Raw genomic sequence first — 13,914 nt, 5'->3', positions numbered from 1 at the left:
CCACGTGATGTCCTTCATGTCGTTCCCCTCTCAGTTCTTGGACGAGGCTGTGGATGCCATGGCGTCAGGCACCCGATCCGGCCTCCGCCACTCGCTCCACGGCCTCCGCGGCCTCCGAGCAGGCCGCGCTCAGCCGAAGTCCAGCGCACCCGCCGGGAGGGGCGGGACCAGGCCCTCGGCCGCCGCGCGGGTGAGGAGGCCGCGGATGGCGGCGTAGCCGTCCTCCCCGAGGTCCGCGGTGAACTCGTTGACGTACAGGCCGATGTGCTGGTCCGCGACGGCCGGGTCCATCTCCTGGGCGTGCTCCTGGACGTACGGGCGCGACGCCTCCGGGTCGTCCCAGGCCATCCGGACCGACCGGCGGACCGAATCGGCCAGCAGCCGCAGCGTCTCCGTACCCAGGGAGCGCTTCGCGACGATCGCGCCCAGGGGGATCGGCAGGCCCGTCGTGGACTCCCAGTGCTCGCCCATGTCGGCGAGGCTGTGCAGCCCGTAGTTCCGGTACGTGAAGCGCGCCTCGTGGATGACGAGTCCGGCGTCCACCTTGCCCTCCCGTACCGCGGGCATGATCTCGTGGAAGGGCAGCACGACGATCTCGCCCACCCCGCCGGGCACCACGTCCGCCGCCCACAGCCGGAAGAGCAGATAGGCCGTCGAGCGCTCGCTCGGTACGGCGACGGTCTTCCCGGTCAGGTCGGTGCCCGGCTCCTTCGTGAGGACCAGGGGGCCGCAGCCGCGGCCGAGCGCGCCGCCGCAGGGCAGGAGCGTGAATTCGTCGAGGATCCAGGGCAGTACGGCGTACGAGACCTTCAGCACGTCGAACTCGCCGCGCTCCGCCATGCCGTTGGTGAGGTCGATGTCCGCGAACGTGACGTCCAGCTCCGGCGCCCCCGCCACCCGGCCGTGCGCCAGCGCGTCGAAGACGAACGTGTCGTTCGGGCACGGCGAGTACGCGATCTTGAGCGATGCCGAGCCGGCTGACGAGCTGTTCATGACGGCTCCTCGAAAATGGGGGTGAGCAGGGTGAACGCGTGCCGCAGCGACTCCATCGCCCGGCCGATCCGCCACGATTCGCGGTCGCGCGGGCCGACCGCGTTCGAGATCGCGCGGACCTCGATACACGGTACGCCGTGGACCGCGGCGGCCTCCGCGACCCCGTACCCCTCCATCGCCTCCGCCCCGGCCCGCGGGTGGCGCGCGGTCAGCTCCGCCGTGCGCGCGGCGGTGCCCGTCGCGGTCGAGACGGTCAGGACGGGCGCGAGGAGCACCGGGACCGCCGGGTCGGCGCTCAGCACCGCCGCCGTCCTGGCCGCCAGTTCGGCCGGAGGGCGCCGTACGGAGCGGCCGAAGCCCAGCTCCTCGACGGCGGCGAACCCGTCGGGGGAGTCCGCGCCCAGATCGGCCGCGACCATCGAGTCCGCGACGACGAGCGAGCCGACCGGGGCGTGCGGCAGGAAGCCGCCGCCGATCCCGGCCGAGACGACGAGGTGGTACGGAGGGTCGTACGGGGAGGCCGCGAGCGCCGTCGCCGTGGCGACCGCGGCGGCCGTCGGACCGACCCCGCCCGCCAGCACGTCCACCACCGGTATCTGCACGGAGCCGGGCCGTGGCGTGTACTGGGCGTGGCCCGCCATCTCGTACCCGCCGGTCAGCTCCCGTACGCCACTGGCCGCGTACCGGCCGAGCCCGGCGGCCACTGCCTCGGCCTCCGCCGCCACCGCGGTCACGACGAGTACACGCATGGCGGAACCTCTCGTACGGCTGCGGGGAGACGAGTCAGGACGGGAGTCGGGTCACGAAGGGAGACGGCTCAGGAGCTCTTCTTGAACTCGAAGTGCCAGACACCCGTCAGGCTCTTGCCCGTCGTCTCGACCACGCTGACCTGCGTCTCGTTGGCCGTCTGACCGGTCTGGCTGGAGAAGAACGCGCTGGCCGGGATGGACCGGTACGTCTTCTTGTACGGCTCCTGCTCGGCCGGCTGGCCGTTGATGAAGAGCGTCCAGCCGCGCTCCGCGATCTCCGGGTCGACGCCGAAGCGGATCTTGTCGTCCATGGCGACCGTGATCGTCTTCTCGGCCTTCTTGTTGAGGCAAGGCTGCATGTCCGCCTCCTTGATGGCCTTGCCGTCGTTGTAGCAGGCCGCCTCGGTGTTGACCGAGTCGCTGTTGACCGTCACGGTCGCGAGCGGCGTCGGCTTTTCACAGGCGGCGAGGACGAGGAGCCCGGCGGACACCGCGCCGAGCGCGACGCCGGCCCGGCGGTACCTACCAGAGAAGAACGCAACGGTCATGGGCCGAAGGCTATCGGTCGCCCCGGCTCACGCCACACGCGGGTGCGGCGAGCCGCGCCGCGCCGCGCTCAGCAGGCCCCGGGCGCCCATGAGCGCCCCCAGCCCCACGATGCACGCGGCCACGCCCATCCCCAGCACCCCGTTGAGCGGCAGCGCGATGCCGATCGCGCCGCCGACCACCCAGGACATCTGGAGCAGCGTCTCCGAGCGGGCGAACGCGGACGTCCGTACCTCCTCCGGCACGTCGCGCTGGATCACCGCGTCCAGCGACAGCTTCGACAGCGCCTGCGAGAACCCGGCGATCGCGCAGAGCACCGCCATCATCAGCCCGCCGAAGAGCAGTGCCGCCAGGATCGTCGCGGAGAGGGCGATGGCCAGCATCGTGGCGATGATCAGCTCGGGGCCGCGCGCCTTGAGCCACGCGCCGACGGCCGTACCGAGCGCGTTCCCGGCGCCCGCCGCGACGCCGACGATGCCGAGGGAGACGGCGGCGCTCTGGCCGGCGAGCGGGTGTTCGCGCAGGAGGAAGGCGAGGAAGAAGGTCAGGAAGCCGGAGAGCGCGCGGTGCGCGGCGTTGGCCTGGAGGCCGTGGAGCACGGAGGGGCCGACCGTCCGCAGGCTGGGCCGCCGCTCCTTCCCGGCCCGGTCGCCCCCGCCGTGGGGATGGGTGTGGGGGACGGTGACGAGCCGTGCCTTGCGCTCCCCCTTCGCCGAGTCCACCGTCGGCGGCAGCGTGAACGCCAGGACCGCGCCGCCGAGGAAGATCACGCAGGCCCCGTACAGCGGCCCGCGCGGCCCGATCATGTGCAGCCCGGCGGCGATCGGCGCCGCGACGCCGGTGGCCAGCAGACCGGCGAGCGTGACACGGGAGTTGGCCCGTACGAGCGAGAAGCGCGGCGGCAGCAGCCGGGGCACGACCGCGCTGCGGACGACCCCGTACGCCTTCGACGCGACCAGCACCCCGAGCGCCGCCGGATACAGCTCCAGGCTCCCGGTGATCACCGCGGTGGACATGACGATCGCGAGGACGGCGCGGGTCAGCATGGCGGCGGCCATGGCGGCGCGGCGGCCGTGCGGGAGGCGGTCGAGGAGCGGGCCGATGACCGGGGCGAGCAGGGTGAAGGGCGCCATGGTGACGGCGAGGTAGAGCGCGACCCGGCCGCGCGCCTCGTCGGTCGGCACGGAGAAGAAGACCGTCGAGGCGAGCGCGACGGTGATCATGACATCGCCCGCGCCGTTCACGGCGTGCAGCTCGATCAGCTTGCCGAGCCCGGACTCGCCCGCGCCGTGCGCGTGGGTGGCCTTCCTGATGCCACGCCCCGTGGCGGTGAACGGCAGGCGCAGCGCTCGGCCGACCGCCCGCCCGGTCCTCCGGAGCGGACCGCCGGACGCGTGGGCGTCGGACGACCTTACGGCTGCCACCCCGTCATAGTGCCCCAGGGGCCCCTGGGGCGAACCGAACTCGCGCATGACGGGGCCGTGACGCTGCCATGACGGAGGAGTCGGCGGGGGTCGTCCGGGGGTCGTCCGGGGGCCGTGGGGCGTTCACCCGGTGGTGTCTGCCCCGGGCGGGGCGCCGCACCCGTACCCGGGTTCACGGGGCGCGGGGCGCCGCACCCGTACCCGGGTTCACGGGGCGCGGGGCGCCGCACACGTACCCGCGGGCGGGATCCGGTCACCCCTGAGGTCTTCCCGCGGCCGGGCGCTCCCCGCGGCGCTCCGCCGCACGTCCCCGGCCGCGCCGCGCCCGTACCGTACGGTGGCCGGCCGACTCGCCCGGCCGGCCCCGAGCGCCCCTTCGCACGTCACCGTGGGGGTCCGCCGGGTTACGGGCTGGTTGCGGAGTGGCCCGAAGTACGGGAAAGACGACGCGCAGGTGGGCGGCGGGCGGCGGAAGGGGTAGCGTGCGTAGCGCGCCACCGGCGGTTGTTCTCGGCCGCGCGCCTCTTTGTCATCCCGCAGAATGGATGACAGTAGGCGTGCCCGAGGAGAGATCGGGCGTGGACGTCGATGCGGCCCTCTGGTCCGCTCCGCCCTCGGCTCGTACATCGCGATTCGGCCGGCGCACCCGTGAGACGGCGTAGGAGAGAAGCGAGACCTGTGAGTGCTGCGACGACGCGAAGCCGAATCCCTGACCGTCTGTGCGCCGAGGCGGTAGACCTCGCCCGGTCGGCTGCCGAGGAGGCCGCCGCGCCCGGGGTGGTCGGGGAACATGTCTCGGCGGTGGCTGACGGGGACAGGGTCGTCACCCACTTCTTCGAGTGCAAGGAGCCCGGCTACCGCGGCTGGCGCTGGGCGGTGACGGTCGCGCGCGCCTCCCGCGCGAAGATCGTCACGCTGGACGAAACGGTGCTGCTGCCCGGCCCGGACTCCCTCCTCGCCCCCGAATGGGTGCCCTGGAGCGAGCGGCTGCGCCCCGGCGACATGGGCCCCGGCGATCTGCTGCCGACGGAGGCGGAGGACCTGCGCCTGGAGCCCGGCTACTCGGGCGAGGACATGCCGCCGCCGAACTCCGCCGTCGTACCGGAGGTGACTCCGCAGAACCTCGCGGACCTGGTCGAGGCGGAGGACGCGGCGGAGGAGACCGTCGACCTGGCCGCCGATTCGGCCGAGCCCGGAGCACCCGGGGCGCCCGGCGGCGTACCGGTGCGCGCCACGATCGCGGCGGTCGCGGAGGAACTGGGCATGCGCCGGGCGCGGGTCCTCTCCCGCTACGGGCTGCATGTGGCGGCGGACCGCTGGGACGAGTCCTTCGGCGCGAAGACCCCCATGGCCCAGGCGGCCCCGGCGCCCTGCGTCTCCTGCGGCTTCCTGCTGCCGCTGGCGGGCTCGCTGCGCCAGGCGTTCGGCGTCTGCGCGAACGAGTTCTCCCCGGCGGACGGCCGCGTCGTCTCCCTGGCGTACGGCTGCGGTGGCCACTCGGAAGCGGCCGTCATGCCCAAGCCCCTGCGCCCGGCGCCGCCGGTCCTGGACTCGGTGGGCACGGACGCCTTCCCGCTCCGCCCGGCGAGGGACAGCGGCTCGGTCCTGACGGGCGCCGCGCCGGACGGCGACACGGAGGACCTGGGCCACTCGTAGGCGGGTCACTCGTAGCCGGGTCACTCGTAGGCGGAGACCGGCGCGTGGCCGAAGAAGGCCACGCGCCGTCGGTCCCGGCCTGGTAACCGCACCGCCGGCCGGCCCCGGTGGAACGGGGCCGGCCGGCGGTGATCGGTCGGTGCCGGGGTTCGCGTACCGGGTTATCCGAGGTGGACGATGCCGTCGGTGGTGACGGTCGGGCGGCCCGAGGTACCGACGACCACGATCTTGACGGTGTGCTTGGCGCTGGTGGACCAGGTCTTGGTCCAGATCGCGTCGCGGTACTTGGTGGTGGCGGACTTGAGGTCGACCGTCGCCGCCTTGACGCCGTCCACATAGACGTAGGCCTGACCGGAGGAAGCGGCGCGGGAGACGACCCAGGCCACCGACTTGCCGGTGAAGGTCCAGCTCAGGCTCGCGCCCTTGGCGGAGCTGGAGTACGACTTGCCGCCGAGGTAACTGGTGGAGGACCTGGTCGTCCAGCTTCCGCCACGGGTGGCCGAGGTCTCCTGAACGATCACCGGTGTGTGGGTGACGGAGGCGCTCCCGGTGTTCCCCGCCTGGTCGTGGGCCGTCATCTTCCAGGCCGTGGCCACCCCCGGCTTGGCCGTGTGGGCGGCGCTGGTGGTGGTGGGGCCGTAGACCTTGGCGACGGGCGCCGTCAGCCGTACCTCTTTCAGCGCGGCGGTGTCGGTGGCCTTCCAGCTCAGGGTGACGGGTACGGCGGTGGTGCTGACCGTACCGGTGCGCAGGGCGAGGGCGGGCTTGGTGGTGAAGGACGGGGCGGTGGTCTCGGCGACGACCGTCGCGGCCGGTGTGGTCGTGGTCCTGCCGGACTGGTGCACGGCCCGTACGGCGACCTGGTGCGTGCCGACGGCCAGGTTGGCGGTGGCGGTGGTGGCGCTGCCCGCCGTGGTGACCGCCACCTTGTTGTCGACGAGGAGCTGGTACTGCTTGATCAGCGCGGTGGGCGTGGTGGCGGACCACTTCACGCTCACGCCGGCCTTGGTGTAGTACGTGCTGCCGGACTTGCCGGCGCCGGTGACCGAGGTGAGCGTCAGACCGCTGACAGGGCCCGCGGCCCAGGTGCGGATGGTGGACAGCCCCTTGTAGAGGGCGTCGCCGGGGCACTGGGTGTTGTAGCCGTCGCGGTGGCCGTGGATGGTCGGGAACGTCATGGCGGCGCCCTTGGCCCAGGTCCTGCCCTGGTAGTTGCGGCCGCTGTCGCCCGCGGTGAGCGTGGTGGTGCCGGCCGGGTCGACCCCGTACTGTCCGAGCTTCCAGGCGGCGACCCGCGCGACCGAGACCATCGCGGCCTGGGGCGGCGCGGCGTCGGTGTAGGTGCCGAGTACGGAAATGCCGGTGGTCTCGGAGTTGAAGCCATAGGCGTGCGCACCCATGACGGGGCGGTCGACGCCGCCCTTGCGGCCCTCGTAGACGGTGCCGCACTTGTCCACGAGGAAGTTGTAGCCGATGTCCTTCCAGCCCAGCTGCTTCACGTGGTACGCGTAGATGCCCCGTACGACGGCGGGCCCTTGGTCACAGGTGTAGTTGTTGGACTCGGCGGTGTGGTGCACCACGACGGCCTTGATCCTGCCGTCGGGCAGATACCCGGGCTCCTCCGGGCTGATGGACTCGTCCGCTCCCCAGCCGGCCCGGCTCGTGATCGGCGGCTTGGGCACCGTGGACGGCGGCGCGGGCGGCAGCGGCGTGCCGCTCGGTGTGGCGCTCGCCGACGGCGGCTCGGACAGGGACGGTTCCGTGGACGGCGACGTGGAACCGCCGGGCTCGGACGCCGACGCGGAGGCCTCGGGTCCGGACGGCGATTCCTCCGGTGACGGCGAGACCGTCTCCTGGGGCGGCGGATCCGACGAGTCGGCCGGTGCAGGGTCCTCCGAGACGGGCTCGCTGCTGTCGGGCACCGGCTCGTCGCTCTCCCCGGCCGCCTCGACGCGGAAGGCGGCGGGCTCCATTCCGGCGGCGCCGCCGGCACCCGGGTCGATCAGGTCGAGCCGCAGACCGGCCGGCAGAGCGGTCGAGGTGCCCGCCGCGGAACGTACGCGCGCCTCCACCCCGTCGGACGGTCCCACCCAGGCCGGCTCCGTACCACCGCGGGCGGCCCCGCTCTCTCCCTGCCCGCTGTCACCGTCGAGCCGCACCCACCGCGACCACGCGCCGTCCCCGGCCGCACGCGTACGGACCTCGACCGTCCCCGACACGCGCGCGGCCGGATCCGTCCATGTCACGCCCACCATGCTGAACGGACCGGTGTCCCGTCGGGCCAGTGACGCTCGCCGGCCGCCGTCCTCCTGCTTCATGCCGGCGGTCTCCGCCTGAGCCCTGACGGGCCCGGGTCTGCTGTCCGAGGGCCGCGCTCCGGTGGAATCACTCCCGGTGGCTCCCTGCAGGACCAGCACCCCGGTCACCCCTGCCACGGCAACAGCCGTCGTACTCCACACCAGACGCCGCTTCACGCAGTCCCCCTGTCCATGTATGAACGCGTAAGTGCTGGAAGCCTCATACGGCCCTCCCCGGCACACTCCGCCCGGAACATACATGGACGCCCAGGTGCGCACCTTCCCGCTCTGCGCGGAAACGGGGCTGCGCTACCCCAAGTGCGTTCAGCCCTTTGCCACTTCAGCGAGACTGTGATCCAACTCACTCGGCGTTCGAAGTTTGTGGCGAGCCCTCGGTCAGTGCGCGGGCGTCTCGTCGTCGGGCACCCAGCGCAGCACATCGCCGGGCTGGCAGCCGAGGGTGCGGCAGATCGCGTCGAGCGTCGTGAACCGCACGGCCTTGGCGCGGCCGTTCTTCAACACGGCGATGTTCGCGGGCGTGATACCGACGGCGGCGGCGAACTCGCCGACCGACAGGCCTCGTTGGGTGAGCAGCAGATCCAGGTCGATGATGATCGCCATCACACCACCTCGGCGATCTCGGTCTGCAGATCCGTCGCCTTGCGCAGCAGACCCCGCATGACGACGACGAGCATCGCGAACGCCGCCCCGGCGCCGACGCAGACGACCGCCGCGCCCAGGGCGCCGATGGCCTGCATGGTGTCGTCGTAGGGCGAGGGGATGTCGGCCACGGCCAGATGCCCGGTGACCCCGAGCGCCAGCAGCGTCGCCACGACCGAGGAGCCGATGATGACGTCGACCCAGCGGAAGGCCCTCGGCGTGAAGATCGCGTCCCGGCTGACCATGTCGAGCAGCATCCACGTGGCGACGAGCGCGATCTGGACGCAGGCGATGCCGAGGACGGCCACCGTCACGTACGGCGCGGCGAACGGCTCGTAGGGCGGGAAGCGGTCGACCTCGTCGGCCGCCGTCGTCGGGACGACCACGATCTGGCCGAAGAGGCCGAAGAGTATCGCCGACGCGATGCCGACCCGGAGCATGCCGATGAAGAACCGATTCATGCATCGATTATCGATAGCTATCTATCGAAAGTCAATCGATCCTGGGTCGTCGTGTACCGCGTTTCCCGTGGAGCGGAGGTACGGGCGTACGGGTACGGCCCGTTCGTTCGCGGTCTCGTCCTCCTCGGGGGTGGCCCGTACGCCGCCGGTCCCGGCCGGGTGACTCGGCGGCTCCCGGGGCGTGGCCGACCCGCCCCCGGCGAGGCTCCGGCTCCGCCGGGCCCGATCGAGCCCGGTTCCGGAGCGAACCCGGCGAGCCCGTCACGGCGTATCTGTGCCCGGCCATTCCTCGCGGAGGATTCCGTAGGTGATGGAGTCCCGCCAGGCGCCGCGTACGTGGACGTGCCCACGGATGCGGCCTTCTTCCGTCATGCCTGCGGCCAGGAGGGTTCTCGCCGCCGCCATGTTGTGGGGGGAGCGCGCCGCCCATACGCGGTGGAGGTCGAGGTCGGTGAATGCCAGCTCGAGCAGTAGCCGTACGGCTTCCTTGCCGTACCCGACCCCCCAGGCGTCGGTGCGCAGGGCGCCTCCGATCGTGGCTGCGCGTTGCTGGTGGGGATCGAGAGCCAGGCGAACGAATCCGATCAGCTCACTGCTGTCTCGCTCAGCGAGGGCGAGGGCGTATTCGTCGCGTGGCGACATGGTCGCGGATGCCATGGACCGGGCAACGATGCCATCGACTTCGTCGCGTGAGCGGGGGGTGAAGCTGAGGTGCTGAGTGACCTCGGCGCTGCCGTAGATCGTGGCCACGGCATCGATGTCCTCGGCGGTGAGTTCACGGAGGGCGAGGCGGGCGTCATGACGTGCCACCGGATACATGCTCGGAGTCCTCACTGTCGTCAGCGTGGAAGGGGACGTGGACGGTTGCGGCTGAATGCTGAGATCTCCTCACGGAGTTCTCGTGCTGTGACCGCGTCATGCGACGGACCCTTGTGGAGCGAGGACCACACGCGTTGGACGGAATCGATGATGCCTGCATTTCGGTGGGCGGGTGAGAGGTCGAGTACAGGGCGGACAGCTTCGGCCGCGCCTTCAAGGTCTCCCGCGTAGAGACGAGCGAGAGCCAGATTGGACTGGCAGCCAGCCTCTGCGGCGAAGGCCCAATGAGGGTCGTTGGTGTTGCTCAGCTTTCGCACCGCCTGTTCCGCACGCCTGACCAGACTTGCATCGCTGTCCCCAAGCAAGACGTTCGCCTCAACGTCGAAGAAAGTCTGTCTGCCCTCCGGGAAGAAGAAGTTCCCTCCCAGAGCGTCCAAGTCGTCCTGCTGGACATGCTGTCGTAGCTCGTCGGCACGGCGGGTTGCTGCCTGAACAGTTCCGGCGTCGCCGAGCAAGCCAGCGGCCCGAGCTTCCTGGGCAGCCAGCCACACGGTGACGCTGCCGCAGAGGTTGGTGCTGATCTCAATTCCTTGACGCGCGTAGTGGAAGGCGTCCCCAGGACGTTTCGCCCAGTACGAGATGGCGGATTGGAGCCCTCGCACCCAGGCCTTCATGGGCTGGTGCTCCGCCTGTTCGGCGCATACAGAGGCGGTACGTGCCTGCATCATGGCCGACTGCGGATCGCCGAGATCATGGCAAGCTTTGGCCAGCATGCCGGACTGCATGGCAGCCAAGAGATACAGATCGCGGGCCTGCGAGGGCTTGACTTGCCCACTTTCCAGCAGGCGGAACGTCAGGTCCTGGACATATACCAAGTCGTCCAACACCGCTCCGACGGGCACGCGCAGATGGATCTCCGCGATACGGCGTACTTCCCCTTGTAGATAGTCCAAGGTGTCCCGGCCTGCATCCTTCTTCTGCGTCCCCATGGCGAATTCGATAGCGCGCCGTGCGGCCACTACTGCCTGCCTTCCCATCCCGTCACGCTCCGCGCCAGGGGCGGCGCCGACGTGAGTGTTCGGTACGTTGAACTCGCCGAAGTTCTTGTCCGCCACGGGGGCGGGAGCCTTCGCGGGAGCTTCCGAGAGGAGTTCATGAATCGGTCTCACGAAGAGGTGGGCCAGGATTCGACGCGCCTCGTTCTGAGGTGTCACTCGTCCCGAATACCAGCGCTCGAAGGTTCTGTCCGAAACCGTGTGCGTGGCGAGAGAGGGATCTCGAACCTTTTCCGCCAGCCGCTGTGCCGCCCGCTGGTATTGATCAATGAAGGTCCGGTAGTCCTTCCAGCCCATTTCGTCGATCAGGGATCGGAGAAGAGTGGCCATGGAGTCCCCCTCTGCAGTCCAGCGTGATGTGGCGACGCTACTCCCGGGCTGCCCGCAAACAGGTCTGCCTATTGGCTTTTTGGTGACTCTGTCGGAGATCTGTCGTCACTCTGTCCGCGGTGTGGTCAATCCGCTGTCTGCTCGCGCGGCAATGACGTGGATCTGTCGGTAGAGCTGCGCCTGCCGGGTTGCCACGATCGGAGCCATCGCCACTTCGTGTGCTCAACATGATACGCAAAGTGACCACGCAGGTGGCGGTGATGGACAGGACCCAGATCTACGAGGGGATTTGCATGGTGACCATGCTCCCGAAGCGGTTCGAAAAGGTTGCACATCGCCCTCCGGTCGGACCCCCGCCGCAGCTCTTGCTCGTCGGCGCTCCGGAGTCGGTCCGGGCGGCCCGTGCCTACGTGCGCGAGTTCGTGGCGTTCCATGTGCCGGATACGGGCGAGCGGCACGTGGACGATCTCCAGCTCGTGGTCTCGGAGTTGGTGACGAACGCCGTGCGGTACGGGACCGAGCCCGGCGACTCCGTGCTGGTCGTGCTGGCGGTCACGGACGCGTGCGTGCGGGTCGAGGTGCGGGATCCGGTGCGGCGGCGGCCTCGGTTCCGGGGCGCGTCCCAGGAGCGGGACCGGGGCAGGGGGCTGATCATCGTCGAGGCACTGGCGGAGCGCTGGGGCGTGGCCGAGCGGCCGTTCGGGAAGGCCGTGTGGGCCGAGGTGGCCCGGTGACCGGGCCATCCGGTGGCCGACCGGGCTTCGCCGGAAGAGCGCTCGCGGGCGCCACCGGCGTACGAGGCCGGTAGTGGGACGCGCGCCCCACCGTTCCCCGTCGGCCCTCATCCTCGCGCTCGCCGCGCTGGCCGTGTTCGTCCTGACCGGTGTCGGCGACCACTTCGGGCGGTAGGCCCCCACCCCGGTTCACCGATCCGTCCAGGCCCCGCCCGCGCCCCTGCGCGCCGGCCGCGCCCGGTCGTACCCCAACACCCCTTTGGACTCCCGTTCCGGCCGGTACTCCCGGCGAAGGAACAGCCGGCCGGAACGGGACAGGGCCCGGCATACGACCCCGGGCCCGGCAACTGCACCCAACGGCACAGGAGGCCAACCATGCGACACCCCCACGACCCGGTCAAGCTCGGGGGAGAGGACGACAGCGGCGACGGGGACGGCGGCGAGGACAACCCCTCCGGCGGCTGCGGCGACGGCGACGGCTACGGACGCCAGTAACCCGGGCCCGAACCCCGCGAAACGGCCGCCCCGTTCTGGACCGGGACGGGGCGGCCCACCCTCAAGGAGAGATGTGGCACCGCACCACCACGCCTACCTCTGGCACGGCCACGGCACCATCCTCGTCCGGCCCGGCGACGCCCACCGCCGCCCCGGCCACCCCGAATTCCCCACCGCCCCCGTCATGCCTCTCGAACCCGCCCACTGGCTCCTCAAGTCACACGCCCACATCCGGGCCACCTTCACCCACCCCGCCGAAGCGGCCCACTGGTACACCGACCGGATCCGGCAGCACACACCCATCCTCACCGGCAGCTACGCCCCTGCACCCGCCCCGGACGAGATCACCCGGCGCCTCACCGCCCGCGAAGACCTCACCGGCGGCTGGTGGACCACCGGCCAACGCTTCCTCTCCCTCAGCCTCGTCGCCTGCGACCCCCACCCCCGGCACCCCGGCCACCCCTGCCCCGCGCGGCGGCACCGCGGCGAGCGGTGAGACGCCCGTCACATTCGTGTCCGTCACACTCCCGGATGTCACATTCCGCCGCGCTCCGGTGTCCAAAGGGTGTCAGCACAGCGACGACCAAGGAGTGCGTCATGAACGCCCGCTTGAACCCCCTCGCCAGTCCGGCCTCGGGCAAGGCCGTCAAGCACCTCGTCACCGCCAGCAAGGCATTCGCGGACTCGGAGCTGCCGAGCGCGACGCGGGAACTGGTGCGGCTGCGGGCCAGCCAGATCAACGGCTGCGCCGGCTGCGTCGACATGCACACCAAGGAGGCCGCGCACGCCGGGGAGAGCTCGGTGCGGCTCAACCTGGTCGCGGCCTGGCGGGAGGCCACGGTCTTCACCGATGCCGAGCGCGCCGCCCTGGAGCTGGCCGAGGAGGGCACCCGGATCGCCGACGCGGCCGGTGGCGTCTCCGACGAGGTGTGGGCGAACGCGGCGAAGTACTACGACGAGGACCAGCTCGTCGCGCTGGTGTGGGACATCGCCTTCATCAACGCCTTCAACCGGCTGAATGTGATCACCCAGCAGCCCGCCGGCGACTACGTGCCCGGCCAGCACGGGTAGCCGAGGGAACCGGGGGACCCGGGGAAACGGGGGGAACTGGGGGAACGGGGGACCCGGGAAACGGGGAAAACGGGGGCGGTGGGGGTGGGGCGCCGATCGGTGCGCCACCCCCACCGGCGGTACACGCTCCCCGGGCGTCGCGACGCGCCGCACAGGCGTCAGCCGTGCAGCTTCAGGCCCCTGACGATCTTGTCGATCACGTTGCGCGGGCCGTGGACCGCCAGGCCCACCAGGTCCAGCGCCTCCGCCGGGATCGCGCGGACCGCCGCCCGGTTGTCCTCGTCGTTGCCCGTGGCGAACATCTCCGCCGTGTAGAGGGCCGTGGGGACCGCGCGGGAGAGGGCGCGGGCGTGGCTGCGCGTCAGGGCGGGGGCGTCCGCGCCGAAGCAGAGGACCGGTTCGCGGAGCAGCGGGAGGTAGTCGTTGCCGGAGGCGTCCTCGTACCGCTTGCCCATGATGTCGTCGCGGGCGTGGGCGATGCCGCTGGCCAGGAAGGCCGTCACGTTCAGCTTCTGCCATACGGCGAGGTCCTCGCGGACGATGAGGGCGATCTTGGTGTCGAAACGGAACGGGGCGGCGGTAGGGGCGCCGGGGGAGGGGGCGGGCGTGCTCGTTGTCATGCCG

At 71.2% G+C, this 13,914-nt stretch carries 14 protein-coding genes; 4 read left to right on the top strand and 10 right to left on the bottom strand.

Features of this window, described 5'->3' with window-relative positions:
- Window positions 1–129: 129 nt before the first annotated feature.
- The 4 genes from AB0P17_RS12620 to AB0P17_RS12605 form a co-directional block, all read right to left on the bottom strand.
- Complete coding sequence (locus tag AB0P17_RS12620) at window positions 130–993, bottom strand: 1,4-dihydroxy-6-naphthoate synthase (RefSeq protein WP_365810187.1); 864 nt, start codon at window positions 991–993, stop codon at window positions 130–132.
- The gene (locus AB0P17_RS12615) at window positions 990–1,742 is read right to left on the bottom strand and encodes a futalosine hydrolase (protein ID WP_365810186.1); all 753 of its coding nucleotides are present in this window, start codon (window positions 1,740–1,742) and stop codon (window positions 990–992) included. Before AB0P17_RS12615 ends, AB0P17_RS12620 begins: the two co-directional genes overlap by 4 nt.
- Before the next feature lie 68 nt (window positions 1,743–1,810).
- Window positions 1,811–2,290 (bottom strand): DUF2771 domain-containing protein, encoded by a 480-nt coding sequence (locus tag AB0P17_RS12610; protein ID WP_365810184.1) that lies wholly within the window; start codon window positions 2,288–2,290, stop codon window positions 1,811–1,813.
- Window positions 2,291–2,317: 27 nt separating this feature from the next.
- Window positions 2,318–3,760, bottom strand: coding sequence for an MFS transporter (locus tag AB0P17_RS12605; RefSeq protein WP_365810182.1), 1,443 nt, complete (start codon window positions 3,758–3,760; stop codon window positions 2,318–2,320).
- 630 nt (window positions 3,761–4,390) lie between these two features.
- Here AB0P17_RS12605 and AB0P17_RS12600 point away from each other — a divergent pair.
- Window positions 4,391–5,368 carry a DUF3027 domain-containing protein gene (locus AB0P17_RS12600; protein WP_365810180.1) on the top strand — a complete coding sequence of 326 codons (978 nt, stop codon included), beginning with the start codon at window positions 4,391–4,393 and terminating at the stop codon, window positions 5,366–5,368.
- Between the two features lie 161 nt (window positions 5,369–5,529).
- Here the strand turns inward: AB0P17_RS12600 and AB0P17_RS12595 are convergent, their stop codons facing one another.
- The 5 genes from AB0P17_RS12595 to AB0P17_RS12575 all read right to left on the bottom strand — a co-directional run bounded on the left by AB0P17_RS12595 (window position 5,530) and on the right by AB0P17_RS12575 (window position 10,990).
- Complete coding sequence (locus tag AB0P17_RS12595) at window positions 5,530–7,623, bottom strand: N-acetylmuramoyl-L-alanine amidase (protein WP_365810219.1); 2,094 nt, start codon at window positions 7,621–7,623, stop codon at window positions 5,530–5,532.
- 438 nt (window positions 7,624–8,061) lie between these two features.
- A complete protein-coding gene (locus tag AB0P17_RS12590; protein ID WP_365810178.1) occupies window positions 8,062–8,286 on the bottom strand; it encodes a helix-turn-helix transcriptional regulator in 225 nt (74 codons plus the stop codon).
- A complete protein-coding gene (locus tag AB0P17_RS12585) occupies window positions 8,286–8,786 on the bottom strand; it encodes a DUF2975 domain-containing protein (protein WP_365810175.1) in 501 nt (166 codons plus the stop codon). The genes AB0P17_RS12590 and AB0P17_RS12585 overlap by 1 nt, the downstream gene beginning before the upstream one ends.
- 261 nt (window positions 8,787–9,047) lie before the next feature.
- The gene (locus AB0P17_RS12580; protein ID WP_365810217.1) at window positions 9,048–9,605 is read right to left on the bottom strand and encodes a GNAT family protein; all 558 of its coding nucleotides are present in this window, start codon (window positions 9,603–9,605) and stop codon (window positions 9,048–9,050) included.
- A gap of 20 nt (window positions 9,606–9,625) precedes the next feature.
- Window positions 9,626–10,990, bottom strand: coding sequence for a hypothetical protein (locus tag AB0P17_RS12575; protein WP_365810174.1), 1,365 nt, complete (start codon window positions 10,988–10,990; stop codon window positions 9,626–9,628).
- Window positions 10,991–11,292: 302 nt separating this feature from the next.
- Between AB0P17_RS12575 and AB0P17_RS12570 the strand changes: the two genes are divergently transcribed.
- From AB0P17_RS12570 to AB0P17_RS12560, 3 genes are all read left to right on the top strand, one after another.
- Window positions 11,293–11,724, top strand: a complete 432-nt coding sequence (locus tag AB0P17_RS12570; protein ID WP_365810215.1) for an ATP-binding protein — start codon at window positions 11,293–11,295, stop codon at window positions 11,722–11,724.
- 568 nt (window positions 11,725–12,292) lie between these two features.
- Window positions 12,293–12,715, top strand: a complete 423-nt coding sequence (locus AB0P17_RS12565; RefSeq protein ID WP_365810172.1) for a hypothetical protein — start codon at window positions 12,293–12,295, stop codon at window positions 12,713–12,715.
- 101 nt (window positions 12,716–12,816) lie between these two features.
- Entirely contained in the window at window positions 12,817–13,290 is a 474-nt protein-coding gene (locus tag AB0P17_RS12560; RefSeq protein ID WP_365810170.1) for a carboxymuconolactone decarboxylase family protein, read from the top strand.
- Between the two features lie 158 nt (window positions 13,291–13,448).
- On the opposite strand, the gene AB0P17_RS12555 is transcribed toward AB0P17_RS12560, so the two are convergent.
- On the bottom strand, window positions 13,449–13,910 hold the full coding sequence (locus AB0P17_RS12555; RefSeq protein ID WP_365810168.1) for a DUF2000 domain-containing protein: 462 nt from the start codon (window positions 13,908–13,910) through the stop codon (window positions 13,449–13,451).
- Window positions 13,911–13,914: the final 4 nt, after the last annotated feature.

It is taken from the genome of Streptomyces sp. NPDC088124, from assembly GCF_040685895.1.
Lineage (GTDB): Bacteria > Actinomycetota > Actinomycetes > Streptomycetales > Streptomycetaceae > Streptomyces.
The sequence above is the reverse complement of the archived record's forward strand: the minus strand, read 5'-3'. Positions and strand labels throughout refer to the sequence as shown.

Bases quoted from the DNA above. Each gene is read 5' to 3' on its own strand.
- AB0P17_RS12620 (WP_365810187.1), bottom strand. From the start codon at position 993: ATGAACAGCTCGTCAGCCGGCTCGGCATCGCTCAAGATCGCGTACTCG.
- AB0P17_RS12615 (WP_365810186.1), bottom strand. From the start codon at position 1,742: ATGCGTGTACTCGTCGTGACCGCGGTGGCGGCGGAGGCCGAGGCAGTG.
- AB0P17_RS12610 (WP_365810184.1), bottom strand. From the start codon at position 2,290: ATGACCGTTGCGTTCTTCTCTGGTAGGTACCGCCGGGCCGGCGTCGCG.
- AB0P17_RS12605 (WP_365810182.1), bottom strand. From the start codon at position 3,760: ATGCGCGAGTTCGGTTCGCCCCAGGGGCCCCTGGGGCACTATGACGGG.
- AB0P17_RS12595 (WP_365810219.1), bottom strand. From the start codon at position 7,623: ATGGTGGGCGTGACATGGACGGATCCGGCCGCGCGCGTGTCGGGGACG.
- AB0P17_RS12590 (WP_365810178.1), bottom strand. From the start codon at position 8,286: ATGGCGATCATCATCGACCTGGATCTGCTGCTCACCCAACGAGGCCTG.
- AB0P17_RS12585 (WP_365810175.1), bottom strand. From the start codon at position 8,786: ATGAATCGGTTCTTCATCGGCATGCTCCGGGTCGGCATCGCGTCGGCG.
- AB0P17_RS12580 (WP_365810217.1), bottom strand. From the start codon at position 9,605: ATGTATCCGGTGGCACGTCATGACGCCCGCCTCGCCCTCCGTGAACTC.
- AB0P17_RS12575 (WP_365810174.1), bottom strand. From the start codon at position 10,990: ATGGCCACTCTTCTCCGATCCCTGATCGACGAAATGGGCTGGAAGGAC.
- AB0P17_RS12570 (WP_365810215.1), top strand. From the start codon at position 11,293: ATGCTCCCGAAGCGGTTCGAAAAGGTTGCACATCGCCCTCCGGTCGGA.
- AB0P17_RS12560 (WP_365810170.1), top strand. From the start codon at position 12,817: ATGAACGCCCGCTTGAACCCCCTCGCCAGTCCGGCCTCGGGCAAGGCC.
- AB0P17_RS12555 (WP_365810168.1), bottom strand. From the start codon at position 13,910: ATGACAACGAGCACGCCCGCCCCCTCCCCCGGCGCCCCTACCGCCGCC.